Below are 24,626 nucleotides of genomic sequence, written 5' to 3' on the forward strand. Positions count from 1 at the left end.
TTTTATGGGGTTGATTTGGGATGTTTCTGATGGCTACTTTATATAAGGCCCGAAGTTATGGAAAATGATGTTTCGTGCGACTTTGCATAACGAACGCTCATGGATACCGACTTCACCAATACGCGCGTCAAGTTTCGACATCTCCAGTGTTTTCTGGCGGTTACGCAACTCGGCAGCGTGCAGCGCGCCGCCGATAGTCTTTCCATCACGCAGCCCGCCGTTTCCAAAACAATCGGCGAGCTCGAATCCATTCTAGGCGTGCGTTTGTTCGAACGCGGACGGCGCGGCGCGGTGCCGACGCGCGAAGGCCGATTGTTCGCGCCGCATGCGAGCGCGTGCGTGGCGTCGCTGCGCGAGGGCGTCGATATGTTGCTGCGCGAGCGTGGCGAGGTGCCGGGATCGCTGTCGATCGGCGTGTTGCCGACGGTCGCGACCGTGTTGCTGCCGCCTGCGTTGGCCGCGTTCAGGCAGCAATGGCCGGCGGTATCGCTGAGCGTGTGGACGGATTCGAATGCGCAGCTGCTTGAAAAGCTGAAGAGCGGCGATGTCGATCTGGTGGTCGGGCGCTTGTCGGAACCGGAAGCGATGCACGAGCTGTCGTTCGAGCAGATTTATCGCGAGCCGCTGGCGGTTGTCGTGCGGCGCGAGCATCCGCTGACCTTCGAGACGCCGCTGACGCCCGCGTTGCTGGCGCGCTTTCCTGTCGTGGTGCCGCCGTTCGGCACGCTGATCCGGCAATCGGCGGAAAGCGTGCTGACCGCGTTCGGCGCGCATGCGCTGACGGCATTGATCGAAACGCTGTCGGTATCGCTCGGGCGCGCGCTGGCGCTGAAGAACGATGCCGTGTGGTTCGTGCCTGCGGGCGCGGTGGAACACGACATCGCGCTGGACTTGCTCACTGCGTTGCCGATGCCCTTCGCCGGCACCGATGAACCCATCGGTTTGATGCGCCGCAACGACGCCGCGCGCACGCCGGTAGAAGAAACGCTCGTCGATGCCTTCCGCGAAGCGGGCCGAGCGCGCGTCGCGAGCAAATGACCGATGCGTGATCACGGCTCGTAACTTGCTGAGGGAGTATTTACTGCGCACAATTTTCGCGAAAGAAATACTATGACGATAGGCGGCAACACCACCACCGAGATGCAACGATCGCACGCGGCGAAGGTCTGATGCGACATTGCTCACGGTTCCGAATGTCGCCTGATGGTCCACTGAAGTTCCACGGAAGCCTAAAGCCGAGCCCGCTTGCAAGATGAAGACAGTACTGCTCGTCGACGACGACCCCGACACCATCGAAGCCTGGACCCTCTGCATGCGCGACGAGGATTGCACCGTCCTGTGCGCCTTCGACGGCAACGGCGCGCTGTCGATTCTCGGCGAACAGCGCGTGGATATCGTCGTATCCGACTGGATGATGCCGGGGCTTGGCGGCGCGCTGCTCTGTCAGACCATGAAGAACGACTCGGCGCTTTCGCACATTCCTTTCCTGATGATTTCCGGGCATCCGAATCCGCCTGCGTTCGTTAGCTACGACGGGTATCTGCGTAAGCCGGTTGATATGGAAACGCTGATTTCAGCGGTCAATCGGCTGTGCGCGGCGAAGAAGCGGCCGCTTTATTGAGCTTGTCGAGCTTCGGCCATCAGCCAGTCTTTGAGTGCGACGAGGCGCGGCAGCGCCGCTGATTCCTCGCGATACACCACGTAGTAAGCCAGCGCCGACTGCATCGAATAATTGGGAAACAGGCGGATGAGACGACCGGCGGCGATATCAGCGGATGCCATCACGCTGCGCGCCAACGCGATGCCGTTGCCATCGATCGCCGCCTGAAGCACGGCGGCGGAATTGTTGATCTTCATGGGCGTCGGAAAATATCCGCATCAATACGGTCGCGCCCGCCGTAGTGGAAACGCCGGTCTACGGCACCTTCATGAGCGACGAGCAAGTGAAAGCCGCGCTGCCGACCTTCAACGCGTTCCATCCGCTTGGACGCAATGGACAACCCGCCGATATCGCCGAGGCGATCTTGGTCCTCGCCTCGGAACGGGCGTCGTGGATTACGGGAACCGTTCTGCCGGTGGATGGCGGCGTGATGGCCGGACGTCACGCCTGACGCAACACGCTGGCCGATGCCTCAGCGCAACTCGGCCAGCGCCTCGTCCATCTGCGCCTGCGCCATGCGATTCAACTCCTGCGGAATCTCGCAGTCGAGCGGCAGACACGGCGTAACGATCACGCGGATATGGCCGCCGCGATCCGGCCAGCCTTTCGCGGGCCAGACGCGTCCGGCATCGTGGACGACGGGCACGACCGGCACCTTTGCGGCGCACGCCAGCCGCACGCCGCCCGACGCGAGCCGGAGCGGTGCATCGTGGGCGACGCGCGTGCCTTCGGGGAAGATCACCACCACATCGCCTTTCTTGAGACGCGCGGCGCATTCGCGCGTGACCGCCTGATGCGCCTGCCGGATCGATCCGCGATCCAGACTCACCATATCCAGTCCGCGCAACACCCAGCCGAAGAACGGAATCTTCATCAGCTCGTGCTTGAAGACGAAGCTGATCCGGCGCGGAAACAGCGCCATAAACGACAGCGTTTCCCACGTCGATTCGTGTCGCGACAACACAATGCACGGTCCGTCCGGCAAATGCTCCAGACCTTCGATCGAACACGTCACGCCGGTGATGACGCGCATCATGAAGACCATCGCGCGGCACCAGAGCCGGGCGAGGGTGTATCGGCCATTGCGTCCGACGAATGGGAATAGCGGAAGAATCAGGATTGACCAGAGCGTGCCGCTGCCGAGCAGGTAGGTGGCGAATAGCCATTTGACGAGGGTGCGGCGCATGGAAATCGGCGAATGTGACGGTAAAAAGTAATCCGCAAGCATAGCCTATGCAGGCTTGGTCACGCTTTCGTAAGGCTTCATGCGCGGGCCTCTGAGCGATGCAACAATGAGGCCCAGCGAAATGTCGGCAAAGGAACCGGAACGATGGAACAAACACCCGTGGATTTCGAAGATGGCCTGCTCGATGTCGGTGATGGCCACAGGATTTACTGGCGCGCGCAAGGGCCGCGTCATGCGCCGGTGATGCTCGTCGTGCACGGCGGGCCGGGCGGCGCGATGGACATCAAATGGGCCGATGCACTCGAAGCGGATAAATGGCGCGTGGTGTTTTTCGATCAGCGAGGCTGCGGCAAGTCCGAGCCGTTCGGCAAGCTCGAACACAATGGGATCGATGCGCTCGTCGGCGATATGGAAAAGTTACGCGAGGCGTTGAATATCGAGCGATGGGCGATTTTCGGCGGCTCGTGGGGCACCACGCTTGGGCTGGCGTACGGCGTCGCGCATCCCGAGCGATGCACGGGCTTCCTGCTGCGCGGCGTGTTTCTCGCGCGGCGCGAGGATATCGACTGGTTTCTGTGGGATGTGCGGCGCGTGTTCCCGGAAGCGCACCGCGCGTTTCTCGATGCGATCGAAACCGCGTGCGGCAAGCGCCCGAAGACCGCGCAGGAGATTCTGGCGCTGACCGAAGCGCCGCTTGCCCGTTTCGACGATGCCGGCACGAAACTCGCGCGCGCGTGGACGAACTACGAGACGACGCTGTCGGTCGTCAACAAGCCGGAGAAGGAAAAGGACGCGCCGGACGAGGAGAAGCGCCCGAGCGCCGAAGCCAACTCGGCGGCGATATCGATGGCGCTGCTCGAGCGTCACTACATGGCCAACGAGCTTCCGCCGATGCCTCTGCTGCCGCTGGTCGCGCGTATCGCGCATTTGCCGTGCAGGATCGTGCATGGACGCTTCGACGTGGTGTGTCCCGCCGATCAGGCGATCGCGCTCGCGGCGCATTGGCCCGGCGCGGACTTGAGCGTGGTGAATGCGGCCGGGCATTGGACCTTCGAGCCGGGCAATATCGCTGCGTTGAAAATCGGCGCGAAGGCGTTGGCCGAAGCAATCGGCAAGGCCTAAAGAATCGCGGGCGCGGCTTCGACCAAACGTCGCCAGTCGAGATCGACGCCCGCGACAATCGTGCGTCCCGCGCGCTGCGTGGCGATCGTCAGCGTGACGCACAGTGACGATCCCGTCACCGACAGATACGGCGCGCTCGCAATCACTTCCTGCGGCTTGGCGTGGGCATCGACGAAATACGGGCGATTGTCCCAGCGCCCGGTCGATGCATCCGCGATCGGCGCGAAGCGTTCGCTCGGCGCTTTCGCGCCCGCGCCCGGCAGCGCGGGCATGAACTCGCGGCCACCCTGATCGAGAAAGAAGCAACTGATCGTGCACGGCAGCGCGAGCAGATCGGCGCACGCCGCTTCTGTGCTCGCGCCGGACGAAAGCCGTCGCGCGGCGGTCGAAAGATTTGCGCGATAGGGCATCAGCACGAGATCGGTGGCAAGGCGCTCGGTGCGTCGGATTTGCGCGAGCGTGTCGTAGACGTGCTCGAAAAGCGGCGTCGCGATGTCGCGCGGCGCAAGACTCGCGGCTGGCTTGCCGAACAGAAAGCCTTGCACGAAGTCCACATTCGAGCGCGCGGCGAGCATCAGATCGTCGCTGGTTTCGATGCCTTCCGCCACCACGAACATGCCCGCCTCGTGCAGCAGATCGACGAGCCGGGGCATCAGCGCATCGCGCAGATGGCCGCGCGACTGCGCTTTCACCAGACTGCGATCCAGCTTGACGATATCCGGCTTGAGCGTCAGTAATCGGTCGATATTGGAATGGCCCGCGCCGAAGTCATCGACGGCAACGAGAAAGCCCTGCGCGCGGTACGCCCGCGTCGCGCGCGCCAGATCGATCACGTCCGAGCCGCCTGACTCCAGCACTTCGATCACCAGCCGCTCGGGCGTGAGACCGGCATCGCGTGCGAGCGAGGCGAGGCGCGTGGCGTAGCCGGGATCGGTGAAAGTCGATGGATTGATATTGACGAACAGCCATTGCGCATCGGGCAAACGCGGCGCGGCGTTACGCAGATGCGTGTGATGGCTCATGCGATCCAGTTCCGCGAGCCTGCCGGAAATGATCGCGCGGCCGAACAGATCGAAGGGCGTAATGGTCGCGCCATCGGCGGATGTGCCGCGCAACAGCGCTTCATAGCCGACTTCGCGCTGATGCGGCAGGCTGTAGATCGGCTGAAGGTGTGTGGAAAGCGCAATGCCGTCGATCACCTCGTTCGCCTGCGGTAGCACGGTCAGCACGCTCGCACCGCTATCCGCGCCAGCACGCGCGATGCGTCCGCTGGCGACGGAACGAAGAGTGGGAGACACGGGTCGATGAACGGCACGGCGATAGCAACGCGAGTCGATGGCGATGTGAAGAATATCGACCGATTGTGCGCAAACTTGAGCGCCGCTTCGTTGCACCGCAGGATTTGCCCGCGGGCATCGCGCGTCCTATTGTGATTGATGATGAATCGAGCGAACCACAGCGAATCGGGCGGGCGGTGATACGATCCGCCTGCAACTAACGACGGGCACGGCGCGTCGAATCCTGCAATGACATCCGAGAGAGAAATCGATGGCGCAACAGAAAACCAATCCCAAACTCGAACAGGCGCTGACGCGCGGTGACCTTGCGATTCGTCAGGCGAATTCAGGACGCGCCACCGCAGTGCTGCGTGCGCTCGGCAAGATGATCATCGAGGCTTCGTCCACGATAGGCGTGGAGGCGCATGTCGTCATCCATGACGGCGACAAGATCTACGATCCCGCCGACGGTATCTGGCCGCAGCAGCTGCTGATATCGCTGGACGGTCCGGTCGAAGAAAACGATCCGGACGAAATTCGCACGGTCACCTTGCTGGCGGATACACCATCGACCATTTTCCGCTGCGAATGGCAGCGCGCCGATGGCAATATCGGGCGGCAGGAAGGGCGGCCACTCGCAATGGTCGCGTTTATCACCGACGTGGATATTCCGTGGCTCGATGAAGAGGAATAAATCCCGGTTTTAAACAATTCGATTCACTGGCCGGACATCTTTTGGTGTGTTGCTGGGAAACAAATAAGCGGATTGCCCGTTGAATATGGCGTCCGCTTTTTTGTTTCTTTCTTACCGGAAAGGCATCGCATTCCACGCACTTTCGGTTTGAATAGTTGTGCGAAGCGCAAACGTTGACGTGGCCCCTTTTATTTAATGAATTCCGGCATTTGCGGCATATTCCGCGCGGACGTACTCACGGCTATTCTCCGAATTGCCTCTCGCGCAATCTTGGTGTCTGCTGGTCCTCGTTTCTTTTCAATGCTTTAAACGCACGCATATCCCTGTCCCAACGTAGTTTTTTCGGTTGCAGCGGCTACACGGCGAATGGCTCCTGGATTAGAGGATTTCCTCCATTCTTTTAGCCTGAAATTTGCTGAGAAACAGCGGCAAGCGCGCACCCCGTTATTTGACTTCGTGAGAGGCTCGTTTCGCCGTGTGGGGCATAACCCGACCCGCCCATAACACACGGCAACTTCCTAATCGCCAAGAAAAATGGGGTTTACAAATGGAACGTCTTAACCTTGCCACGTTTGCCGCCGCTAACCACGCAGAAACACCGGCGCCGCGTCCTGCTCTGACAGTCGTGCCCGCACTTCAGAAATCCGAACGCATGCCGTTTACTATTCGTATCGTCCAGGACGATGTCGGATTTGAAAAGGCAGTTGCAATCAGACGCGCGGCTTATCACCGGCATCTGCCCGAATTCGCCGAAAAGATGGAAATCGAAGCCGCCGACACGCGCGACGGCACGGTCGTTCTGCTCGCGGAATCGAAACTCGATGGCGCGCCGCTCGGCACCATGCGCATTCAGACCAATGCGTACGGACCGCTGGCGGTCGAGCAGTCGGTGAATCTGCCGGAGCCGTATGCGTCGAGCCGGCTCGCGGAAGCCACGCGGCTCGGCGTCGCGGGCGGCATGGTGGGACGTGTGGTGAAGGTGGCGTTGTGCAAGGCGTTGTGGATGTTCTGCGAGCTGCACGAGATTGATTACATGGTGATCACGGCGCGTTCGCCGCTGGATCGTGAATACGAGGCGATGCTGTTTCAGGACGTGTTCGGCCTGAACGAGTATCGGCCGATGGCGCATGTCGGTAATCTGCCGCATCGCGTGCTGGCCAAGGATGTGGCGGCGGCGCGGCAGCGTTGGGAAGAAGCGCGTCATCCGTTGTTCAACTATATGGTTCACACGCATCACCCGGATATCGATTTGCAATCAGTAGATTTATCTTTTGACTGGGAAACGGTACGATGCCCTGAGGCTGCTCTGATGGCCTACGGACGGTAATACCGAGTTCGTTTCAAGGAAAGTAATAGCGAAAAGCCGGACCCAAAGCGGTCCGGCAGGCCAAAAACGACGAGGCGGGGTTTTATTTATGGCTCCGCTTGGCTTGCCGACCGCGCTTTTCCGAGGCAAGCGGCGCAAACGGGGGTTTTTCCAGGTATGGCGTCGGGTATTCCAAATTCCTTGTCGAGAATGAAACGCACGGGTTCGTGGATCGACGGCGCGTTGTACGCGGTCGCCGTGTACGCCGTGCCGTTTCTGATCGCGCTCGGCACCATCGCCACGCTCTATTTTCTGCCGCGCCAGTATGAATCGCGCGGCTCGCTGCCGTTGCCGATGCGCGTGGTATCGGATCATGCGGATACGCTCGATCCCGCGCGGGCGCTCGAAGCATTGCAAGGCGCTCAGCCTGTCAAAAGTTACAGCACGCGGCTGTCGGAAAAGCCCGTGTGGTTCAGTTTCACGTCGCCCAGTATGAGCGCGCAATCGCAGACGGTCGTCGAGTTACCGTCGCGTCATGCGCAAACGCTTGCATGTTGGGACGCCAATACCTTGCGTCCGCTCGGCCGCGCCGACCGCGATTCCACGAGCGGCGAGATGAAACCGGTCAAAGCGGGCTTCTTCATTCTCGTCGGCGTGCTTCACGAGCCGGAATCCATCGTCTGTCGCGGCACGTATTCCGGTCCGGCACAGGTCAACGCCTTCGCGTGGGACTGGCAGGGACTGCGCAATTCATCGCTCGATTTTCAGGAAAGCTCGGGTTTGATCGCGGGCGGTTTGCTCACGCTCGCAGTGTTCGTGTTCGTCACGGCGCTGATCAATCACGAATGGACGTACGTGATTTTCGCGGTATGGCTGGTCGGCAATCTGCGTTTGTGCGCGAACGCCATGGGCTGGGACATGCAATGGCTCGGCCGTCTGTTGCCATCGGAATATATGAATGCGCTGCGGCAGGTGACGTTCGCCGCGTATTACTTATTGACTGCCGCGCTGTTCCAGCAGTTGTTCCGCCGCGAATTGCGCGTGGTCGGATACCGGTGGCTGTTGCGCGTGATCCAGTACACCGGGCTCGTGCTGCTCGCCGCCGCCTTCGCGCTGCCTTATTCGATGTTCATTCCCGTGTTGTGGGTGATCGCGGGATTCGGCATTTTCGTGCTGCTATTCTTCCTCACGCGACTCGTGTGGTTGACGCGTTCGCGCACGGTCATGTGGTACGTGGCATCGCTTGCGATTGTGCTGTTCGCGACGTTCTCGGAAGTGCTGGGCGCGGCGTTTGGACTGAAGGTGCTGGTCGGCGGCGTCAATACGGTGATGGCGGCGTTGTCGTCGAGCATGATGGCCGCATTCGCCATTGCCGAGCAGATGCGCGCCGAGCGCGACTTCCGGCGTCAGGCGCAAATGGAATTGCGGAATACTTATGAAGTCACGCCGATCGGCCTGTTTACGCTCGATGCCGACGGCCACTTTATCCGCGCCAATCCCGCTTTGCGTTCCATGCTGGAATTGCAGAAGGCCGACTACAAGCTGCGCCACTGGAACGACTACTTCGAGCCGGGCGCGTGGGGCGCGTTGCAGGCGCTGGCATCGAAGGGAAGCGATGGTGAGCTGGAAATGGGCGGCTCGGTGTCGCGCGGCACCGGCGAGCGGCGCTACTTATTAAAGGCGATTCGTTCGAACGGCTGGATCGAAGGATCGCTGCAGGACACGACGGAGCGCTCCAAGGCGGTCGAGCGGCTGCGCTTTCTTTCGGAGCACGATCCGTTGACGGGTTCGCTGAACCGGCGCGGCATCGAAAAGGCCATTGCCGGTCAGAGCGATGATTCGCTGCCCTGGGCGCTCGCCTATATCGACCTCGACCGTTTCAAGCTGGTCAACGATCTTTTCGGTCACCGAAGTGGCGACGAAGTGCTGCGGCAAGTCGCGGCGCGCACGCGGGCGCATTTCGCGCGCAATTATCCGGTCGGGCGGATCGGTGGCGACGAGTTCGTCTGCGTGATGAACGATACATCGATCGAAGACGCGATCACGCAATGCCGCGAACTGATCTCCATTTTGAGCGATGCGCCGTATCAGGTCGGCAATCGCGCGTTTCAGGTCAAGGCGTCGATCGGTCTGGTCGAATGCGCGCGCGGCGTGCGTGTGCAGGATGCGTTGTCGCATGCGGATCGCGCGTGCCGTGAGGCGAAGAAGGTTGCGCATACGCATCTGGTGACGTATCGCAAGGGCGCGGCGGCGTTCGAGGAGCGCGCGGAAGAGTTGAGGCTGGTGGAAACGCTCGGGCGCAATCGCCTGCCGCCGGGCCTGTTTCTGGTGATGCAGCCGATCATGTCGCTGTCCGCGCCGACCGAATCGCTGAACTTCGAAGTGCTGTTGCGCATGAAGGCGCCCGACGGCACCACGCTGCCCGCAGGCAAGGTGATCGTGGCGGCGGAAGAGTCGGGCAATATCGCGGCGATCGACCGATGGGTGATTTCGACGCTGCTCGAATGGATCGAGGCGCATCGGCATGAATTGAAGAACACGCAGTTTATTTGCGTGAATCTCTCCGGCGGTTCGCTCAACGACGAGCAATTCATGGAGGATATCTTCGCGTTATTCGCGCGTTATCCGTCCACCGTTCATTATCTTTGCCTGGAAATTACCGAGAGCGTCGCGTTGCACGATCTCGAGAATACGCAACGCTTTATCGCGCGCGTGCACGATATGGGCGGCAAGATCGCGCTCGACGACTTCGGCGCGGGCTACACGTCGTTCAAATATCTGAAGGCGCTGTCGGCCGATGCGCTGAAAATCGACGGCGAATTCGTGCGTTCGATGTGCGCGCATCCGGCGGATATCGCCATTGTCGAAGCCATCGTGGCGCTCGCACGCAATCTCGGTATGCGCAGCGTGGCGGAGTGGGTCGAGGATATCGATACCTTGCGCGCGTTGCAGGAAATCGGCGTGGATTACGTGCAGGGCTATCTGATTGCGCGCCCGCAGGATTCATCGGCCATTATCGCGGCGCAGTCGGCCGCGAGCTTCGTGAAGGACGCGGAGGTGGTCAGTTTCGTCGAATGTCTGTCGGAGCCGACGCAGGCCGCCATCTACGACTACGAATGGCGCGCGCGTGCTGCGGGCACGCACTGAACGCGTTTATACAGCTTTGATCTCGTTCAGCACCTTGCTCGCCGCAATCGGAATGCGCGCGTCATTCCACTGCGCAAGCCATTCAATCTCCTTGCGCGTGAAATAACCCGGCTGATTGCGCAGCGCGAACTGCAATGAATCGACGATGTGATCGCGAATAATCTGCGGCGCGCTGTCGTCATTGACGATCGCGTGGAGGGCTTCGAGTGTGCTCATGATGCGGTTTTGTCGTTCGCGTAATGCGTGAATGGGAAGTCCTCGTCGAACTTAATCGATCAAAATTCCGGAAAAATATTGCGACGCGCGGTGTTGTGCGCGCGTCGGCGAGAGCGAAACTCTGCTTGCTAAAATCGGCGGACACGGCTTTACTAAATAAAAACGTTCGATTTAATCGACGGGGACACGCCCATGAGCACGTCTGATCGATCCGCGCGCGCCGCCGCGACGCATTCGGTCGGTTCCAATCAACTCGGCATGCGCCAGTTCAACGAGCGCATCGTTCTGCAGGCGATTCGCCTGCACGGCGCGTTGCCGAAGGCCGATATCGCGCGCTTCACGCGCCTTTCCATGCAGACCGCTTCGCTGATCGTCGATCACCTGATCGAAGACGGACTGCTTGCGAAAGATCCGCGGACGCGGGTGCGCGGGCGCATCGGGCAACCTTCGGTGCCGATTTCATTGCGCGCGGACGGTGCGTTTTTTATCGGCGTGAAAGTGGGGCGACGCAGTCTCGACGTGCTCTCGATGGACTTTGCCGGTGCAATCCGCGCGCGCGAAACGCTTTCCTACGCTTATCCCGATCCCGACGTGCTGTTTCCTGCGCTCGAAGCGCGGCTCGGCCGTGCGGTCGAATCGCTCGGCGAGGGCGCGCGCAATCTTGCGGGTATCGGCGTGGCTGCGCCGCTGTGGCTCGGCGGCTGGCGCGATTTCTTCGATACCCCGCCCGACGTGCTCGCCGCCTGGAACGATATCGATATCCGCGCGCGTATCGAAGCGCTGACGGAACGGCCGGTCGAATTCGCCAAGGACACGACGGCCGCGTGCGCTGCCGAACTGGTGATGGGACAAGGGCGCGGCCTGCGCAACTTTTTGTACGTGTTTATCGGCACGTTTATCGGCGGCGGTCTGGTGATCGATGGACGTTTGCACGCCGGACCGGGCGGCAACGCCGGCGCGATCGGTTCCTTGCCGATGCCGGGCAGCGCGGGCCAATTGCTGAATGTCGCGTCGGTCTATGTGCTGGAGAAAGCGTTCGCGTCGGTAGGCGCGCCCGCCGAAGCAGCCCACGACGCGCGTGCGCTCTCTCCCGATTTGCGCGGCCTGTCCGACGACTGGATGCGCGAAACGTGTCCGGCGATTGCGGGAAGTATCGCGTCGGCGTCGGCCTTGCTCGATCTCGAAGCGGTGGTGATCGACGGCGAAATCGATCGTGCGCTGTTGCGCGATGTCATCGGCCGAACGGATGAGGCGCTCGGCGTTTTCGACTGGCAAGGTATGACGCGCCCGTGTCTGATCGAAGGTCTGATCGGCCCCGACGCCCGCGCAATGGGCGGCGCGATCCTGCCGCTCTATGCGCATTTCGCGCCGAAGCACGAGCTTTTCCTGAAACCGCTCGACGCATAAACAAACGCCTCGCCGGAACATCGACGAGGCGTTTTTCGAAACGATGCGTTCGAATCAGCTGCGTTTGCGGATCATTCCCCAGAGGAACAGCAAGATGATCGCGCCGACGACCGATGCGATCCATCCCGCCGGCTGCCCCGGCTGATACCAGCCGAAGAAACGCCCGATATACCCCGCGACCAGCGATCCGAGAATGCCGAGCACGATGGTCATGATCCAGCCCATGCTGTCGTCGCCGGGCTTGATGGCGCGCGCGATAAGGCCGACGATCAGCCCGACGATCAAAGTACCGATAAATGCAAGCATGCGGTTGCTCCTTCTGAAAAATGCTGCTTTTTGGCTGCGTGTGTGTTGAATCCGGGGAGCATCCCGGTGCATTCAAAGTAGCACGCGCGAATGGGTTTGGGTATGACAGCGGCATCGGCCGGATATAGGCCGAATGGCCAGGGTATTTGCACGCGCCGTGCCCGCGCCGTGTATCGAAACGCAGCAAGGTAAAATTCGATGCTTCGTCTCACCGAATTCCGCCTTGCCATGACCGATTCCGATTTCCCATCCGCCGATAACGACGTCATCCACGAAGACCGCCTCTGGCGCGACGACGGCTGGACTGCGCGCGTGATCAAGAACGAAGACGACGACGGCTGGGCCGTCGAAATGATCCAGGAGGGCGAAGCGGAACCCGCGCTGGTCGGCCCGTGGACGATGGGCCGCGACAAGAAGAACCCCAAGCCGCTCGATGCCAACGCGTTTCGCACACTGGTGAAAACGGCCTCGGAAGTATTGCGTCGGCATGAACAACAACGCCACGCGATGCTGCACAAGAACGTGACCATCGACGTGGACGGCGAAGACGTGACGATCACACTCGATATCGTTCCCGACGACGACGATCCGCACGCCAACCTCAAAGCCTTCGATCCCTACGGCACGCAACTCGCGCATGTGCGCGTATCGCCGGCATTCAAGCTCAACAAAGCCAGCGCCGAACGCTGGGCGGAAAACGAGTACGCCAAGCCGAACTGAGCGACAGCCAAAAAAAATGCCGCCCTGTTGTCACACACGGCGGCATTTGCTTTTGCGCTTTCGCAGCGCCTTATTTCACGACGAACTCGATACGGCGATTGGCGAAACGACCGCTTGCCGTCGCGTTGTCAGCGACAGGATTTGCGTCGCCGTGGCCGGTGGCGGTCAGCGTCTGCGACGGCACGCCCGCACGCACCAGGAAGCCGCGCACCGATTGCGCGCGTTCTTTCGACATTTCCAGCTTGACCGGCTCGGTGCCGACGGAATCGGAGTAGCCCGCGATTTCGAGATTGACCATCGAGCCCTTCGCCGCGCAGCTCTTGAGCAATTGCGCGGTCTCGCCGAGCGTCGAGTAGGCGTTCTCCGGAACGGTCGCGCTGGAGCGCGCGAAGTTGACCACTTGCAGGTCGAGCACCTTGGTCAGCTTGTCGCCGGAGCAGGCGTCGTCGGTCGCGAGCAGGACTTTCATCGCGCTGCGGAACGACTGCGTAGCGCTGGCGACCGCGCTGTCGGCATCGAACGAACTTACCTGGAACATACCGCCCAGCGCCGCTTTCAGCCGATTCAGCCAGCCGAGCGAGGAGTTGGCGGCGGTGCCGCTCAACTCGATCTTCGATCCGGATGCCGTTACTTCTGCGCCGGGGACGGCCATCAGCGGCACGAAATCCTTCAGGCGCGACAGCCACGCGGCGGGCGACGTACCCGGCACCACCGAAATATTAGCGACGTATTTCTTCTCGAAGCGATGCGTAAGTGCGGCGATCAATTGTTGCTTCTCCGCCTCCGTGCCGACCGTGGCTTCGACGGTCGGAACACCGGCGGCGCTGACATTGAAGACCAGCTTCGCGTCGTTGGAATTGCCTGCCGGAGCCGCACTCGCCGATGCGGCCACTACGGGAACTGCCGCCGCCGTTTCACTGGCCGTGACAACGGCTTGCGCGGATTCATCGGAGGGCGCGGACGCGACGGGCTGTACTTCCGGAGCGACCGGCGCGGTTACCACCGGCGGATTCAGGCTGACGCTGTCGGTACGCGTGAAGCCGTGGTAGTACACCAGCGCGAGAATGGCGGCGAGCACTGCGAACAGCAGCCAGACCCATTTGTTCGAACGTTTCGGCGGCGTCTTGCGGACCGCCTGGCGCGGCGGCTGTGCAGCGGGCGCGGCCGATTCGTCAGGCGCCGGCACGGTTGCCTTGGCCTTTGGCGACACGTTCCCGACCGTTCCCGCAGCGTTCGCGTTTGCGTTTGCGTTCGCCGCATCCTGGCGCTCTTCGAACACGGAACCGACGGCGTCCAGGCGCGCGATGATGCTATTCGTGAACCCGTCCGTGTTGGTCACGCCGATCGCCGTTGCTACGGCGTTGCTCATGGAGGCTTTGATCTCGCCCACCTGGTCGCGCAGCAACAGCGGCAACTGCGCCAGTCCCCATTGCGCCAGCAGGAAATGCCGTTTGACGATGCCGAACAACACCGCCGCGACAACGCCCGCGAGCGCGGATGTCGCTTGCGTGGGCACGCCGGTTTCTGCTGCGACGGCATCGGTCAGCAGATCCATGCGGTGACCGGAGACGAGCGCGTACAGCGAATGACCGTTGGCTTCGAGATGCTTGAGGCCGCCGGTGGTCGAAATCAGCTTGTCGAGCTGATCGACGATATGAGCGTTTGTCTCGGGCAACATGACGGTATTGAACAGCGAGCGCGCGCCCGGCGCGAGCGATGCGCGGTCCATCATCATGGCGACGACGCCGGGAGCCGTGCGCGAGGCGATTTGCCGGACGATTTGCCCCGGAATGCCGAACTGTTGCGCGAGCTGTTCCCCAATGCTTTCTGAGATCGTGGAGTTGACCGCCTGGACCAGATTGATACTCATCGACTGCAATCCTTTTTTGCGTATGCGCCAATGACAGGCGCATGTGAACCGCGCATTTTATATGTCAAGGTATCCTGAAAAGAGGCTGCAATATTTATTGACGAAATCAACGCCTTTAGTTCGATTTGCGTCATTTTTTACAGTTACTTCGATAGACGCGCCAACGTCGATTCAACGTGCGCGCGGCGACGTATCTTTGAAGAAGCTGATCAGGCGCTTGCCCGCGATTGCAAGCCACGACGGCTCGCCCGGCGTCTGCCCGTGATTGCGCACGTCGAGCGCGATGACCGACAGCAGTGAATGCGACCGAACGAAGTTGCGGTACGATGCATCGAGCGGTGAAGTCCAGACGCACGCACGGCAGTCATGCTTGGAGCACGAATTGCAGGGAGGTTGATCGCGGTTCATGGAATGTCCTTGAAAAGTATCCATGAATGATGTTCGATCTATCGACGAGAATCGATCAGAGACCTCTTATTGAACTTTGAATTTCAGAATAGTAAATGGCGACGCGGCCTATTTTTGAGGAGACAGACCGTGCATTACCTGCTGATTTATGAACTGTGTTCGGACTATCTCGAACGCCGCGCGCAATTCCGCGATGCGCATCTGGCGCTGGCGTGGCACGCGGCAGAGTGTGGCGATATCGTGCTGGCGGGCGCGCTCGATGCGCCCGCCGACCGCGCCATGCTGCTATTCGATACCGACTCGGCGGAGATCGTCGAGAAATTCGCGCGCAACGATCCGTACGTGGTGAACGGACTCGTTGAGCGATGGGAAGTGCGCAAGTGGAACACGGTCGTGGGCGAAAGCGCGGCCACGCCCGTGCGCTGAACGCCGAAGATCAGGCGTCGGCGGTTTCTTCAGCGGGACGGTCACGCCGCCGTGCCGCGCGATACAGCGTGGTGAGCGTATCGTCCATTTGCTGCGTGCGCTCGAAGAGATCCGCGAGCCATTCGACGAACGCCGACACGCGCGGCGTCGCCTGACGCGACTTCAGGAACGCGACCGATACCTTCATCGGCGGCGATGTCCATTCGGGCAGCACTTCCTGCAATTGTCCCGAACGAAGGTAAGGCTGCGCCGCGATTCGCAGCGGCTGAATCAGCCCCAGTCCTTCGAGACCGCACGCGAGATAGGCGTGTTCATCGGTGACTTGCACGAAGCCGCGCATTCTCATGTTGACCGCTTCGCCGTTCACGTCGAAATCGAAGTCGGCGGGGCGGCCGGTTTTCTCGGACACGCAATTCACCGCGATGTGCTCCGCGAGTTCATCGACGGTGGCGGGAATGCCGTTCTTTTCCAGATACGCGGGACTCGCGCACGTGACCTGTTCGAGCACGCCGAGACGTCGCGCGATCAGACCGGAATCGGGCAATTCGCCGAGCTGCACGCTGCAATCCACGCCGTCACCGACCAGATCGACATTGCGCGAACTGATGCCGATCGACAATTCGATCTGCGGATAGCGCGCATGAAATTCCGGCAGCGCGGGCACGACGATACTCGTCGCGACCGTATCCGGCATTTCGACGCGCAGCCGTCCGCGCAAGCGCTCTTCGCCTGCATGAAAGCCGGATTCGAGTTCGTCGATATCGGCAAGAATCTGCGAGCAACGCTCGTAATACGCCGCGCCATCGACGGTGAGATTCAGGCGGCGCGTGGTGCGGGCGAGCAGTTGCACGCCCACCAAAGCTTCGAGTTGCTGCACGGTCGTCGAAACACTCGCGCGCGGCATGCCGAGTGATTCGGCTGCGCGCGTGAAGCTGTTCGAATCGACGACACGCGTAAAGACACGCATGGCATGGACGCGATCTAGCACGTTGGGTTTCCTTTGGACGATGATTGAGCCGCTTGTGCGAAGAGAAAAAACGCACATCGGCGATGACATCATCGTAAGGATTGGTGTGCCATACGTGAATACACAAAACTGGAGGATTCTTGCCTGATTCTTTTTGGCGCGCTTTTTCAGAGCGTGGGCATTTCTCCGCGCAGTCTTCCTGCCACGCTTGCGAAGTTGGTGCCGGAAGGCGCTTGATACAGCCGCAAACCCATCTCGGGCAGGATGGACAACAGATGATCGAAGACATCACCCTGAATGCGTTCGTATTGCGTCCACGCGGTGGTCGCGGTGAAGCAATAGACCTCGATCGGAATCCCCTGCGACTCCGGTTCCATCATGCGCACCATGATGGCCATGTCCTGGCGAATCTCCGGATGCCGCTGCAAATAGGCTAACCCGTACGCGCGAAACGTGCCGATATTGGTCAGCCTGCGCCGGTTCGCGGGTTCGTTCGCCAGTTCGCCGAGATTGCGATTGGCCTGTTCCACTTCGGTCTGTTTCTGTTGCAGATAGTCGTGCAGCAGACGAAAGCGCAGCAAGCGTTCGGTTTCATCGTCGGTGAGAAAGCGCACGCATTGCGCGTCGATACGCAAGGTGCGTTTGATGCGCCGTCCGCCCGATTCGAACATATGCCGATAGTTGCGGTAACTCTCGGAAAAGAGCTTGTACGTAGGCACCGTTGTCACGGTGTTGTCCCAGTTCTGCACCTTCACCGTGTGCAGTGCGATGTCCTTGACGAAGCCATCGGCGGACGCTTGCGGCATCTCGATCCAGTCGCCAATGCGCAGCATATCGTTAGATGTGAGCTGCGTACTCGCGACCAGTGACAACAATGTGTCCTTGAACACGAGCAGTAATACAGCGGACAGCGCACCGAGGCCGGAGAGCATCCACAACGGCGAGCGGTCGATCAGAATCGACAAGACGAGCACGCCGCACACGAGCGCCAGCGCGAGCTTGCCGATCTGGATATAGCCTTTGATCGAGCGTGTCTGCGCTTCCTTGCTCGATGCATAAACATCCTGCCACGCGGACAACGCGCTGCCCGCCGCGAAGAAGATGCAGACCCACGCGCCGCCGTGCGCTACGCGTTCTATCGGCATGGACCATTTGCCGATATGCGGTACGTCGTCGATCCCCAACGCGATCGCCGCAAACGGCACCGCGTACCACACGCGGTGATACGCACGCCGCCGGATAAACGCCTGATCCCAGTTCGTATGTCCCGCCAGCACCAGCAGCCGATGCGCGATAAACAGCACGATGCGCGCAACCACCCATTGCAGAAACAGCGCGGTGAGCACGAGTATCACGAGGCCGAGCACGAGTTGCGCCCACGGATGCGTGGGCCAATGGTCCTGCAATTGATCGGATAGAAAATCGAAGTTCATAGGTGTTTTTGATGTGTTGCCAAAGACAGCGTGAAGGCAGCGTGAGCGGTATTGTGCCTGCCAATGCACCAGATGCGCTCACGCCCGCGTTCCTATCGAAAACCCCAGTTCGATGAAAATGAATTTTTTTCGGCGAGCATTCTGGGTAAATATACTTTCATCGCGATTATCGCAATGAGGGTGTCGATACGCTCATGTCCGACGTGGATGAGTTGATTTCCGTACGCATCGCGGCAGCCATGCCGACGCTCACGCCCATTCATCAGCGCATGGGCGCGTTCGTGCTGGCGAACCTGTTTCGCGCGGCCACCATGAGAATCGACGAACTCGCCGATGCGGTCGGCGCGTCGGTGGCGACCGCGAATCGCTTCGCGCGCACGCTGGGTTTTACGGGTTATCCGGCGTTTCGCGAGGCGCTGGTGCGCGGTTTCGAGGCCACCATCGCGCCGGTCGAGCGGCTGCGTTCGGCGCTGCAAACGCCTGCCAGCGCGGCCGAAGTGTTCGACGCATCGCTGGCGCAGGCCGCGTCGAATCTTCAGCTTGCGCAGACGAGCATCGACGGAAACAAGGCTCAGGCTATGGTCGATGCCATTCTCGCCGCGCGTCGTGTGTTCGTGCTCGGTTACGGCGCGAGCGCGTTTCTCGCGGGACTGATGGAGCATGGCCTGACGCCGTATTGCGCGAACGTTCAGTCGCTTGCGTTGATGGGCGGGCCATCGCACGCGGCGCGGCGCTTGTTCACGGCATCGAAAGACGACGTGCTGGTGGCGATTGCATTCCCGCGTTATGTCGATGACACCATCACGCTCGCAAAACAAGCGCGCGATCATGGCTTACGTGTGCTGGCGCTGACGGACAGCGTGGCATCGCCGCTGGCGCATGTTGCAGATCTTGTGCTCGCCGTGCGCGCGGAACGCCGGCTTGCCGCGAATTGCGACACGGCCGTGCTGGCCGTGATCGAAGCCCTGTGCGATGCAGTCGCGCATCGCGCCAAGCGTTCCGTGGAAGCGGCCGCGGGCCTCACCGAATTCGTTTTGCCTTGGCTGGTCACATCCGCACACACAACGCGACGTTCTACTAACAAACGACATCAACACACGGAGCCGCGCGAATCATGAGCATCAAGCCGGTCATAGCGATTCACGGCGGCGCGGGCACGATCGTGCGCCAGGCCATGAGCACCGAAGCGGAAACGCGCTATCACGCCGCGTTAAATGAGATTCTAAGTGCAGGTCAAAACGTATTGGCCGATGGCGGCAGCGCGTTGGACGCCGTCACCGAAGCCGTGCGTCTGCTCGAAGATTGTCCGTTGTTCAATGCAGGCCACGGCGCAGTGTTCACCGCAGCGGGCACGCACGAACTCGACGCCTCCGTGATGGACGGCGCGACACTCGAAGCCGGTTCCGTCTGCTGCGTCACGCGCGTGAAAAACCCCGTGCTTGCCGCGCGCCGTGTGCTCGACGCCAGCGAACACGTGATGTTCACCGCAGCGGGCGCGGAAGCGTTCGCGCAATCGCAAGGACTCGAATTCGTCGATCCATCGTATTTCCATACGGATGCGCGCTACCAGCAATGGCTCAACGCGCGCGGCACGTCGGGCACCATGCTCGATCACGACGCCATGACCAAGTTCGCCTTCGACAACGATCCAATCGATCCGCGCAAGAAACTCGGCACAGTGGGCGCGGTTGCTTTGGATGCGCATGGCCATCTCGCCGCCGCAACATCGACGGGCGGCATTACGAACAAGCAAGCGGGCCGCGTCGGCGATGCACCGTTGATCGGCGCAGGCTGTTACGCGAACGATGCAACGTGTGCGGTTTCGACCACGGGTACGGGCGAAATGTTTATCCGCATGCTCGCGGCGTACGACGTGTCGGCGCAAATGGAATATCGCTGCGTGAGTCTTGAAGAAGCATCGAACGATGTGGTGATGAACAAACTTCCACGCATAGAAGGGCGCGGCGGTCTGATCGCCGTCGATGCGAAGGGCAACGTCGTGCTTCCGTTCAATACGGAAGGCATGTATCGCGGTTATGCGCGCGTGGGCGACACGCCCGTCACGGCAATCTATCGATGACGATTCAACTGCCCGAATCCCGCGTGATCGACGTGCGTGATTTGTCCGTCACGTTCCGCACGCGCGCACGCACTGTCGAAGCAGTCCGAAATATTTCTTTCACGGTCGATCGCGGTGAAACGCTGGCGATCGTCGGTGAATCGGGATCGGGTAAGTCAGTGACATCGCTGGCGTTGATGCGATTGGTCGAGCATGGCGGCGGCGCGATTGCATCGGGCAGTATCGCATTCAGGCGACGCAACGGGCAGACGATCGACCTTGCGCAAGCGTCATCGGCAACGATGCGCGGCGTGCGCGGCGCGGATATTGCCATGATCTTTCAGGAGCCGATGACATCGCTCAATCCGGTGTTCACGGTCGGCGATCAGATTGCCGAAGCCATCGCGTTGCATCAGCACAAGAGCCATGCAGAAGCACGCAAGGAAGCGCTGCATCTTCTGGATCTCGTTCGTATTCCAGAATCGAAGCGCGTGTTTGCGCGTTATCCGCATCAGCTATCAGGCGGTATGCGGCAACGTGTGATGATCGCAATGGCGCTATCGTGCAGACCAGCGCTTCTCATTGCCGATGAACCCACCACCGCGCTCGACGTCACGATACAAGCGCAGATTCTGCAACTCGTGCGCGGCTTGCAGGACGAGATGAATATGGGCGTGATCTTTATCACGCACGATATGGGCGTGGTCGCGGAAGTAGCGGATCGCGTGCTGGTGATGTATCGCGGAGAGAAGGTGGAAGAAGCGCCTTCCGGTACGCTTTTCGGAGCGCCGAATCATCCGTACACCAAAGCTTTGCTCGCAGCCGTTCCCACTTTAGGCGCGATGCGTGGCACCGATCGCCCCGCGAAATTTCCCATTCTCGAAGTGGAGCCTGCCGAAATCGCGCCCGACGATGCAAGCGCGTTACGTCCATCGGAAGCGGTAGAAAAGGAACCGCAACCCGTGGTCGATGAAACCATCGCGCCGATCCTGCGCGTGCGCGATCTCGTCACGCGATTCCCCGTAAAAAGCGGCTTGTTTGGAAGAATCACGGCATCGGTGCATGCGGTCGAACGCGTGAGTTTCGATCTGCGTCAGGCCGAAACGCTCGCGCTCGTCGGTGAATCGGGCTGCGGAAAATCGACTACTGGGCGCTCTTTGCTGCGTCTGGTGGAAAGCCAGAGCGGTTCCATTGAATTCGATGGACGCGATATCAGCAAGCTCCAGGGCCCCGAACTTCAGGCGCTCAGACGCAATATCCAGTTCATTTTTCGGGACCCTTTTGCATCGCTCAATCCGCGTTTGACCGTGGGCTTTTCGGTGATGGAACCGCTGCTCGTGCATAACGTGGCGAGTGGCAAGGAAGCGCAGGCGCGCGTCGATTGGCTGCTCGACAAAGTCGGCTTGCCGCCCGAAGCGGCGCAACGTTATCCGCATGAGTTTTCGGGCGGACAGAGACAACGTATCGCGATTGCGCGTGCGTTGGCGTTGAATCCGAAAGTGGTGATTGCAGATGAATCCGTGTCCGCGCTCGATGTCTCCGTGCGCGCGCAAATCGTCAATCTGATGCTTGATTTGCAGCGTGAACTGGGCGTCGCGTATCTATTCATCTCGCACGATATGGCCGTGGTGGAGCGCGTGAGCCATCGCGTCGCGGTGATGTATCTCGGGCAGATCGTCGAGATCGGGCCGCGTGCAGCGGTGTTCGAAGCGCCGCGTCATCCGTACACGAGAAAGCTGATGGGCGCGGTGCCCGTCGCCGATCCATCGCGGCGACATGCCAGACGCATGCTCGCCGCCGATGAAATTCCGAGCCCGATTCGCAGGCTCGGCGATGAGCCGATCGTCGCTAAGCTCGTCGCCGTGGGACCGGATCATTACGTCGCTGAGCATCATGTGGGCGGCGCTTACTAAGGTTTACTAAGAGCAACTTCGAGGAGTTAAAGATGCCGTCTTTGTACTTACGTAACGTGCTGGCAGCAGGTGCATTCGCAACCTTCGCCGCCCTTGCTCCGGTCTCGTCATTCGCGCAGACCACAGCCGTGATGGCCGTCGCCTCCACCTTCACGACGCTCGATCCCTACGATGCCAACGACACGCTCTCGCAAGCGGTCGCAAAGTCCTTTTATCAGGGTCTTTTTGGTTTCGACAAGGACATGAAGATTCAGCCGGTGCTCGCCACGAGCTACGAAGCAAGTCCCGATGCCAAGGTCTACACCATCAAGCTGCGGCAAGGCGTGAAGTTCCAGGACGGCACCGACTTCAACGCGGAAGCGGTAAAAGCCGTATTCGATCGCGTCACCGATCCGGCCAACAAGCTCAAGCGCTATAACCTCTTCAACAAGATCGAAAAGACCGAAGCGATCGATCCGTACACGGTGAAGATCACGCTGAAGATTCCGTTCTCCGCGTTCATCAACGTGCTGGCGCATCCGTCGGCGGTGATGATCTCGCCGACAGCATTGAAGAAGTACGGCAAGGACATTGCGTTTCATCCGGTCGGCACGGGACCGTTCGAATTCGTCGAATGGAAGCAGACGGACGATCTGAAGGTGAAGAAGTTCGCGGGCTATTGGAAAAAAGGCTACCCGAAGATCGACATGATCGACTGGAAGCCAGTGGTCGATAACAACACGCGCGCCGCGTTGATGCAAACCGGCGAGGCCGACTTCGCGTTCTCGATTCCTTTCGAACAAGCCGCCACGCTTAAGGCCAGCCCGAAGGTCGATCTGATCGCCGCGCCTTCGATCATTCAGCGTTATATCAGCATGAATACGCTGCAAAAGCCCTTCGATAACCCGAAGGTGCGCGAGGCGCTCAACTATGCAATCAACAAGGAAGCGCTCGTGAAGGTTGCGTTCGCGGGTTATGCAGTGCCGTCCGAAGGTGTGGTGCCGCCGGGCGTGGATTACGCGACGCCCAAACTCGGCCCCTGGAAATACGATCCCGCGAAGGCGCGCGAGTTGCTGAAAGAAGCTGGTTATCCTAACGGTTTCGAGACGGTGCTCTGGTCAGGCTACAACCATACGACCGCGCAGAAGATCATTCAGTTCGTGCAGCAGCAACTCGGACAAGTGGGCGTGAAGGCATCGGTTGAAGCGCTGGAAGCAGGGCAGCGCGTTCAGCGTATCGAAAGCGCGCCGGACCCGAAGACCGCGCCGGTGCGCATGTTGTATATCGGCTGGTCGTCATCGACGGGCGAAGCGGATTGGGCGATTTCACCGCTGCTGAGCGGCGGCGCATTCCCGCCGAAGCTATTTAATACGGCGTACTACAAGAATGATAACGTCGATGAAGACCTGCAAAAAGCGCTCGCCACAACGGATAGAAGCGAGAAAGCCAAGCTCTACGAAGACGCGCAAAAGCGCATCTGGGCCGATGCCCCGTGGATTTTCCTCGTCACGGAAAAGGTCGTGTATGCGCGCAGCAAACGCCTGTCGGGCGCATACGTGATGCCCGACGGCTCGTTCAGTTTCGACGATATCGCCATCAAATAAACGATGCTGACCTTTCTCGCCAAACGCCTGCTCGGACTGCTGCCGACGCTGTTTATCGTCGCGGTGCTGGTGTTCTTCTTCGTCCACATGCTGCCGGGCGATCCGGCGCGTCTTGCAGCAGGCGCGGAAGCGGACGAAGCAACCGTTGCGCTGGTGCGTGCCGATCTCGGTCTCGATAAGCCCTTGCCGCAGCAACTCGTGAGCTTCTTCGGCAAGGTCGTGCATTTCGATTTCGGCACGTCCACGCGCAGCAAGCGACCTGTATCGACGGAGATTGGCGAGCGTTTCATGCCGACCTTATGGCTCACGCTTGCGAGCATGGCGTGGGCGGTCGTGTTCGGCATGGCGATCGGCATTGTGTCGGCGGTGTGGCGCAATCAATGGCCGGATCGATTGGGCATGACATTGGCCGTATCGGGCATCTCGTTTCCGGCCTTCGCGCTCGGCATGCTGCTGATGGAAATTTTCTCGGTGAAACTGGGCTGGTTGCCGATCGTCGGCGATGGCACGTGGAAGGGTTATATCCTTCCGTCGCTGACCTTGGGCGCGGCCGTCGCTGCGGTGATGGCGCGCTTCACGCGGGCATCGTTCGTCGAAGTGCTGGGCGAAGACTTCGTGCGCACCGCGCGCGCGAAGGGCGTGCATGAGCCGATGGTCATCGTCAAACACTGCCTGCGCAACGCCATGATTCCCGTCGTCACGATGATGGGCCTGCAATTCGGCTTTCTGCTAGGCGGTTCGATCGTGGTGGAGAAAGTGTTCAACTGGCCGGGTCTCGGCCGCCTGCTCGTCGATGCCGTCGAGATGCGCGACTATCCGGTGATTCAGGCGGAAGTGCTGCTGTTTTCGCTGGAATTCATCGTCATCAATCTGATCGTGGATGTGTTGTACGCGATCATCAATCCGACTATCCGCTTCAAGTGAGG

At 60.5% G+C, this 24,626-nt stretch carries 22 protein-coding genes and 2 pseudogenes; 15 read left to right on the forward strand and 9 right to left on the reverse strand.

Annotated features, from left to right (window positions below):
• Window positions 1-99 precede the first annotated feature (99 nt).
• Together pcaQ and P7F28_RS13370 are read left to right on the forward strand one after the other, a co-directional pair.
• Complete coding sequence (gene pcaQ / locus P7F28_RS13365) at window positions 100-1,038, forward strand: pca operon transcription factor PcaQ (protein WP_277184985.1); 939 nt, start codon at window positions 100-102, stop codon at window positions 1,036-1,038.
• 214 nt (window positions 1,039-1,252) lie between these two features.
• Complete coding sequence (locus P7F28_RS13370) at window positions 1,253-1,621, forward strand: response regulator (RefSeq protein WP_277184987.1); 369 nt, start codon at window positions 1,253-1,255, stop codon at window positions 1,619-1,621.
• Here P7F28_RS13370 and P7F28_RS13375 read toward each other — a convergent pair.
• Window positions 1,615-1,857 (reverse strand): annotated as a pseudogene (locus P7F28_RS13375) (LysR substrate-binding domain-containing protein); the annotation flags it as partial. The gene P7F28_RS13370 and the pseudogene P7F28_RS13375 overlap by 7 nt on opposite strands.
• A 2-nt stretch (window positions 1,858-1,859) precedes the next feature.
• On the opposite strand from P7F28_RS13375, the pseudogene P7F28_RS13380 reads away from it, so the two are divergent.
• Window positions 1,860-2,111: pseudogene (locus P7F28_RS13380) on the forward strand (SDR family oxidoreductase); the annotation flags it as partial.
• A 21-nt stretch (window positions 2,112-2,132) separates the two neighbouring features.
• Here the strand turns inward: P7F28_RS13380 and P7F28_RS13385 are convergent.
• Window positions 2,133-2,846, reverse strand: coding sequence for a 1-acyl-sn-glycerol-3-phosphate acyltransferase (locus P7F28_RS13385; protein WP_277184988.1), 714 nt, complete (start codon window positions 2,844-2,846; stop codon window positions 2,133-2,135).
• A 144-nt stretch (window positions 2,847-2,990) separates the two neighbouring features.
• On the opposite strand from P7F28_RS13385, the gene pip reads away from it, so the two are divergent.
• The gene (gene pip / locus P7F28_RS13390) at window positions 2,991-3,968 is read left to right on the forward strand and encodes a prolyl aminopeptidase (RefSeq protein WP_277184990.1); all 978 of its coding nucleotides are present in this window, start codon (window positions 2,991-2,993) and stop codon (window positions 3,966-3,968) included.
• On the opposite strand, the gene P7F28_RS13395 is transcribed toward pip, so the two are convergent.
• Window positions 3,965-5,266, reverse strand: a complete 1,302-nt coding sequence (locus P7F28_RS13395) for an EAL domain-containing protein (RefSeq protein ID WP_277184992.1) — start codon at window positions 5,264-5,266, stop codon at window positions 3,965-3,967. The two genes, pip and P7F28_RS13395, sit on opposite strands and share 4 nt — an antisense overlap.
• Window positions 5,267-5,516: 250 nt before the next feature.
• Here P7F28_RS13395 and P7F28_RS13400 point away from each other — a divergent pair, with 250 nt between their 5' ends.
• The 3 genes from P7F28_RS13400 (at window position 5,517) to P7F28_RS13410 (ending at window position 10,392) form a co-directional block, all read left to right on the forward strand.
• Window positions 5,517-5,939: a hypothetical protein gene (locus P7F28_RS13400; protein ID WP_277184993.1), complete on the forward strand. Its 423-nt coding sequence runs from the start codon at window positions 5,517-5,519 to the stop codon at window positions 5,937-5,939.
• Between the two features lie 652 nt (window positions 5,940-6,591).
• Window positions 6,592-7,266: a hypothetical protein gene (locus P7F28_RS13405; protein WP_277184995.1), complete on the forward strand. Its 675-nt coding sequence runs from the start codon at window positions 6,592-6,594 to the stop codon at window positions 7,264-7,266.
• Between the two features lie 156 nt (window positions 7,267-7,422).
• The gene (locus tag P7F28_RS13410) at window positions 7,423-10,392 is read left to right on the forward strand and encodes a putative bifunctional diguanylate cyclase/phosphodiesterase (protein ID WP_370467312.1); all 2,970 of its coding nucleotides are present in this window, start codon (window positions 7,423-7,425) and stop codon (window positions 10,390-10,392) included.
• 6 nt (window positions 10,393-10,398) lie between these two features.
• Here P7F28_RS13410 and P7F28_RS13415 read toward each other — a convergent pair whose 3' ends face one another.
• Window positions 10,399-10,608 (reverse strand): hypothetical protein, encoded by a 210-nt coding sequence (locus tag P7F28_RS13415; RefSeq protein ID WP_277184998.1) that lies wholly within the window; start codon window positions 10,606-10,608, stop codon window positions 10,399-10,401.
• A 192-nt stretch (window positions 10,609-10,800) separates the two neighbouring features.
• On the opposite strand from P7F28_RS13415, the gene P7F28_RS13420 reads away from it, so the two are divergent.
• Window positions 10,801-12,015 (forward strand): ROK family transcriptional regulator, encoded by a 1,215-nt coding sequence (locus P7F28_RS13420; RefSeq protein ID WP_277185000.1) that lies wholly within the window; start codon window positions 10,801-10,803, stop codon window positions 12,013-12,015.
• A gap of 54 nt (window positions 12,016-12,069) precedes the next feature.
• On the opposite strand, the gene P7F28_RS13425 is transcribed toward P7F28_RS13420, so the two are convergent.
• A complete protein-coding gene (locus P7F28_RS13425; protein ID WP_277185001.1) occupies window positions 12,070-12,321 on the reverse strand; it encodes a GlsB/YeaQ/YmgE family stress response membrane protein in 252 nt (83 codons plus the stop codon).
• Window positions 12,322-12,549: 228 nt separating this feature from the next.
• Here P7F28_RS13425 and P7F28_RS13430 point away from each other — a divergent pair, with 228 nt between their 5' ends.
• Window positions 12,550-13,041: a hypothetical protein gene (locus P7F28_RS13430; RefSeq protein ID WP_277185158.1), complete on the forward strand. Its 492-nt coding sequence runs from the start codon at window positions 12,550-12,552 to the stop codon at window positions 13,039-13,041.
• 70 nt (window positions 13,042-13,111) lie between these two features.
• Here P7F28_RS13430 and P7F28_RS13435 read toward each other — a convergent pair whose 3' ends face one another.
• Window positions 13,112-14,911 (reverse strand): OmpA family protein, encoded by a 1,800-nt coding sequence (locus P7F28_RS13435; RefSeq protein ID WP_277185002.1) that lies wholly within the window; start codon window positions 14,909-14,911, stop codon window positions 13,112-13,114.
• A gap of 171 nt (window positions 14,912-15,082) precedes the next feature.
• Window positions 15,083-15,319 carry a hypothetical protein gene (locus tag P7F28_RS13440; RefSeq protein ID WP_277185003.1) on the reverse strand — a complete coding sequence of 79 codons (237 nt, stop codon included), beginning with the start codon at window positions 15,317-15,319 and terminating at the stop codon, window positions 15,083-15,085.
• 129 nt (window positions 15,320-15,448) lie between these two features.
• Here P7F28_RS13440 and P7F28_RS13445 point away from each other — a divergent pair, with 129 nt between their 5' ends.
• Window positions 15,449-15,745, forward strand: a complete 297-nt coding sequence (locus P7F28_RS13445) for a YciI-like protein (protein ID WP_277185004.1) — start codon at window positions 15,449-15,451, stop codon at window positions 15,743-15,745.
• Window positions 15,746-15,755: 10 nt separating this feature from the next.
• On the opposite strand, the gene P7F28_RS13450 is transcribed toward P7F28_RS13445, so the two are convergent.
• Together P7F28_RS13450 and P7F28_RS13455 are read right to left on the reverse strand one after the other, a co-directional pair.
• Window positions 15,756-16,733, reverse strand: a complete 978-nt coding sequence (locus P7F28_RS13450; RefSeq protein ID WP_277185005.1) for a LysR substrate-binding domain-containing protein — start codon at window positions 16,731-16,733, stop codon at window positions 15,756-15,758.
• 146 nt (window positions 16,734-16,879) lie between these two features.
• A complete protein-coding gene (locus tag P7F28_RS13455) occupies window positions 16,880-18,145 on the reverse strand; it encodes a mechanosensitive ion channel family protein (RefSeq protein ID WP_277185006.1) in 1,266 nt (421 codons plus the stop codon).
• 194 nt (window positions 18,146-18,339) lie between these two features.
• Between P7F28_RS13455 and P7F28_RS13460 the strand changes: the two genes are divergently transcribed.
• Genes P7F28_RS13460 through gsiC form a run of 5 tightly spaced genes read left to right on the forward strand, consistent with a single transcriptional unit; the run spans window position 18,340 to window position 24,624 of the window.
• Complete coding sequence (locus tag P7F28_RS13460; protein WP_277185007.1) at window positions 18,340-19,263, forward strand: MurR/RpiR family transcriptional regulator; 924 nt, start codon at window positions 18,340-18,342, stop codon at window positions 19,261-19,263.
• Window positions 19,260-20,225, forward strand: a complete 966-nt coding sequence (locus P7F28_RS13465) for an isoaspartyl peptidase/L-asparaginase family protein (RefSeq protein ID WP_277185008.1) — start codon at window positions 19,260-19,262, stop codon at window positions 20,223-20,225. Before P7F28_RS13460 ends, P7F28_RS13465 begins: the two co-directional genes overlap by 4 nt.
• Window positions 20,222-22,117, forward strand: coding sequence for a dipeptide ABC transporter ATP-binding protein (locus P7F28_RS13470; RefSeq protein ID WP_277185009.1), 1,896 nt, complete (start codon window positions 20,222-20,224; stop codon window positions 22,115-22,117). Before P7F28_RS13465 ends, P7F28_RS13470 begins: the two co-directional genes overlap by 4 nt.
• Before the next feature lie 32 nt (window positions 22,118-22,149).
• Entirely contained in the window at window positions 22,150-23,700 is a 1,551-nt protein-coding gene (gene gsiB, locus P7F28_RS13475; protein ID WP_277185010.1) for a glutathione ABC transporter substrate-binding protein GsiB, read from the forward strand.
• Between the two features lie 3 nt (window positions 23,701-23,703).
• A complete protein-coding gene (gsiC, locus tag P7F28_RS13480; RefSeq protein WP_277185011.1) occupies window positions 23,704-24,624 on the forward strand; it encodes a glutathione ABC transporter permease GsiC in 921 nt (306 codons plus the stop codon).
• Window positions 24,625-24,626: the final 2 nt, after the last annotated feature.

It is taken from the genome of Caballeronia sp. BR00000012568055 (genome assembly GCF_029439455.1).
Lineage (GTDB): Bacteria > Pseudomonadota > Gammaproteobacteria > Burkholderiales > Burkholderiaceae > Caballeronia.

What these genes read in the sequence shown, in the direction of transcription:
- P7F28_RS13470 (WP_277185009.1), top strand. Translation starts at nt 20,222, where the DNA reads ATGACGATTCAACTGCCCGAATCCCGCGTGATCGACGTGCGTGATTTG.
- P7F28_RS13455 (WP_277185006.1), bottom strand. Translation starts at nt 18,145, where the DNA reads ATGAACTTCGATTTTCTATCCGATCAATTGCAGGACCATTGGCCCACG.
- P7F28_RS13415 (WP_277184998.1), bottom strand. Translation starts at nt 10,608, where the DNA reads ATGAGCACACTCGAAGCCCTCCACGCGATCGTCAATGACGACAGCGCG.
- P7F28_RS13370 (WP_277184987.1), top strand. Translation starts at nt 1,253, where the DNA reads ATGAAGACAGTACTGCTCGTCGACGACGACCCCGACACCATCGAAGCC.
- P7F28_RS13440 (WP_277185003.1), bottom strand. Translation starts at nt 15,319, where the DNA reads ATGAACCGCGATCAACCTCCCTGCAATTCGTGCTCCAAGCATGACTGC.
- pcaQ (WP_277184985.1), top strand. Translation starts at nt 100, where the DNA reads ATGGATACCGACTTCACCAATACGCGCGTCAAGTTTCGACATCTCCAG.
- P7F28_RS13405 (WP_277184995.1), top strand. Translation starts at nt 6,592, where the DNA reads ATGCCGTTTACTATTCGTATCGTCCAGGACGATGTCGGATTTGAAAAG.
- P7F28_RS13430 (WP_277185158.1), top strand. Translation starts at nt 12,550, where the DNA reads ATGACCGATTCCGATTTCCCATCCGCCGATAACGACGTCATCCACGAA.
- P7F28_RS13425 (WP_277185001.1), bottom strand. Translation starts at nt 12,321, where the DNA reads ATGCTTGCATTTATCGGTACTTTGATCGTCGGGCTGATCGTCGGCCTT.
- gsiC (WP_277185011.1), top strand. Translation starts at nt 23,704, where the DNA reads ATGCTGACCTTTCTCGCCAAACGCCTGCTCGGACTGCTGCCGACGCTG.
- P7F28_RS13410 (WP_370467312.1), top strand. Translation starts at nt 7,423, where the DNA reads ATGGCGTCGGGTATTCCAAATTCCTTGTCGAGAATGAAACGCACGGGT.
- P7F28_RS13435 (WP_277185002.1), bottom strand. Translation starts at nt 14,911, where the DNA reads ATGAGTATCAATCTGGTCCAGGCGGTCAACTCCACGATCTCAGAAAGC.
- P7F28_RS13420 (WP_277185000.1), top strand. Translation starts at nt 10,801, where the DNA reads ATGAGCACGTCTGATCGATCCGCGCGCGCCGCCGCGACGCATTCGGTC.
- P7F28_RS13400 (WP_277184993.1), top strand. Translation starts at nt 5,517, where the DNA reads ATGGCGCAACAGAAAACCAATCCCAAACTCGAACAGGCGCTGACGCGC.
- P7F28_RS13465 (WP_277185008.1), top strand. Translation starts at nt 19,260, where the DNA reads ATGAGCATCAAGCCGGTCATAGCGATTCACGGCGGCGCGGGCACGATC.
- P7F28_RS13385 (WP_277184988.1), bottom strand. Translation starts at nt 2,846, where the DNA reads ATGCGCCGCACCCTCGTCAAATGGCTATTCGCCACCTACCTGCTCGGC.
- pip (WP_277184990.1), top strand. Translation starts at nt 2,991, where the DNA reads ATGGAACAAACACCCGTGGATTTCGAAGATGGCCTGCTCGATGTCGGT.
- gsiB (WP_277185010.1), top strand. Translation starts at nt 22,150, where the DNA reads ATGCCGTCTTTGTACTTACGTAACGTGCTGGCAGCAGGTGCATTCGCA.
- P7F28_RS13460 (WP_277185007.1), top strand. Translation starts at nt 18,340, where the DNA reads ATGTCCGACGTGGATGAGTTGATTTCCGTACGCATCGCGGCAGCCATG.